This is a genomic window from Leisingera sp. F5 (genome assembly GCF_001593695.1).
The window spans coordinates 1-2,290 of the sequence record NZ_LUKH01000483.1; the positions used below are offsets into that span (position 1 = coordinate 1).

Genomic DNA, 2,290 nt, shown 5'->3' on the forward strand with positions numbered 1-2,290 from the left:
GTGCTGGACGGCGCGCTGCCGATGGTACAACTGCTGTGGCGGCAGGAAACCGATGGTCTGGTGCTGGACAGCCCCGAACGCCGCGCGGCGCTGGACAAGGCGCTGCGGACCCGGATCGGCAAGATCCAGGACCCGACGTTGCGCCATCACTATGGCGAGGCGCTCAAGGAGTTGCGCTACCAGGCCTTTCGCCCGGCACGGCCACCCCGCCCAGACCGTCCGTTCCGGGGTGGGGGGCGTTACCAACAGCAGGCCCCCGCCGTGCCAACCCCCGGGGCCAAGTCATCGCGGCTGGCCTCTGGCGGTGAAGAGGAAGAGCGCCGTCTGCGCCAGGAGGTGATCCTGGCCGCGATCCTGTCAGCGCCCGATATCGCCGAGGAGTTCGAGGCCCAGCTGGAGGATATGGCCTGTTCCGACACCGAGCTGGCGGTTCTGCGCGACGCGATTCTGCGCGGGCTTGGAGACAGTGACAGGATGCTGGACGTGGTCGAGGCAGCGCTTGGCCCCGAGGCCCTTGAAAACCTTCGGTCCGGACGCCATGTGGCCGTGGTGCCCTGTATCCGGGCACCCGGAAACGCCGAGCTTGCCCGGCTGACGGTTGCAGAGGAACTGGCCAAGCTGGCCGCGCAGGATGGCTGGCAGCTGGAAATGAAAGAAGCCCAGGAAGATCTTGAGGCGCGGGCCGACGAGGCCCTGACCTGGCGCCTGGCAGAGGCCGCGCGCGTGCGTGCCCAAGCCGGACGCCGCCGCGACGAGGATGACGCAGACTATGACATTGGCCCCAACGGGGCCCCGATCGACCGCGAGGAACGCAGTGCGTTTGATTCGCTCCTGTCACAGATTCGATTCGACAAAAGCCGCAAATAAGCAGCGAATTGGTGACGAACTGGTAAAGAAATATGGTTAGACGGGTGTGCGAATCACCGAATCGCGCTAATGAGTCGGTTTATCGAATCGCCCCCGTTCCCGAGCCCCTCATCAGGAGAGCCGCATGGCAGCCAAGGACAACGAAGACGTAAAGTCCGAAGATCAGGAAGAGGAAATCAGCCTCGACATGAGCCAGACAGCGGTCAAGAAGATGATCGCCGAAGCGCGTGAGCGCGGGTACATCACTTACGACCAGCTCAACCAGGTTCTGCCCCCCGATCAGGTCTCTTCCGACCAGATCGAGGACGTGATGTCGATGCTCTCCGAAATGGGCATCCAGGTCACCGAGGAAGAAGAACAGGAAGAGGACGACAACAAGGGATCGACCGATCTGGTCGAGACCAAGAAGGCGGGTGAGGTCACGCTGTCGGGCGGTGGCGCCGAAAAGCTGGACCGGACGGACGACCCGGTGCGCATGTACCTGCGCGAGATGGGCTCGGTTGAGCTGCTCAGCCGTGAAGGCGAGATTGCCATCGCCAAGCGGATCGAAGCCGGCCGCAATACGATGATCCTGGGGCTGTGCGAAAGCCCGCTGACCTTCCAGGCGATCACAATCTGGCACGACGAACTGCTGTCCGAGGATATTCTTCTGCGCGACGTCATCGACTTGGAGGCCACCTTTGGCAACCAGATGGACGAAGACGGTGAAGAGGAAACCCCGGTTGTCGATACCGCGGCTGTTGCTGCGGCCAAGCCGGTCAAGGAAGAAGGTCCGGAGCTGGACGCCGACGGCAACCCGATTGCCAGCGATGACGACGATGATGAAGATGAACAGGCCAACATGTCGCTGGCCGCAATGGAGGCCGCGCTTAAGGACCGGGTGCTGGTCACGCTTGAGCGGATCTCGACCGACTTTGCGCAGCTGTCCGAAATGCAGGACAGCCGGATCTCGGCGACCCTGAACGAGGATGGTTCCTTCAGCACTCAGGACGAGGCGACCTATCAGGCGCTGCGCTCGGAAATCGTTGAGCTGGTGAACGGGCTGCACCTGCACAACAACCGGATCGAAGCGCTGATCGACCAGTTGTATGGTATCAACCGCCGGGTGATGCAGATCGACAGCTCGATGGTCAAGCTGGCTGACCAGGCCCGCATCAACCGCCGCGAGTTCATTGATGCCTATCGCGGCCGCGAGCTGGACCCGAACTGGCTCGCTGACATGGGCGGCAAGCCAGGCCGCGGCTGGCAGATGTTCATCGAACGCTCTACAGATAAGGTCGAAGAACTGCGCGCCGACATGGCCCAGGTCGGCCAGTATGTTGGTCTGGACATCTCGGAATTCCGCCGCATCGTGCAGCAGGTCCAGAAGGGCGAAAAAGAAGCCCGTCAGGCCAAGAAAGAAATGGTGGAGGCGAACCTGCGC

The 2,290-nt window shown here is 62.5% G+C and carries 1 protein-coding gene and 1 pseudogene; both read left to right on the forward strand.

Features of this window, described 5'->3' with window-relative positions; all coding sequences use genetic code 11:
• Positions 1-867: pseudogene (locus tag A2I95_RS32225) on the forward strand (DNA primase); the annotation flags it as partial.
• Positions 868-991: 124 nt separating this feature from the next.
• On the forward strand, positions 992-2,290 hold a 1,299-nt coding region (locus A2I95_RS32230; RefSeq protein WP_291736385.1), incomplete at its 3' end, for an RNA polymerase sigma factor region1.1 domain-containing protein.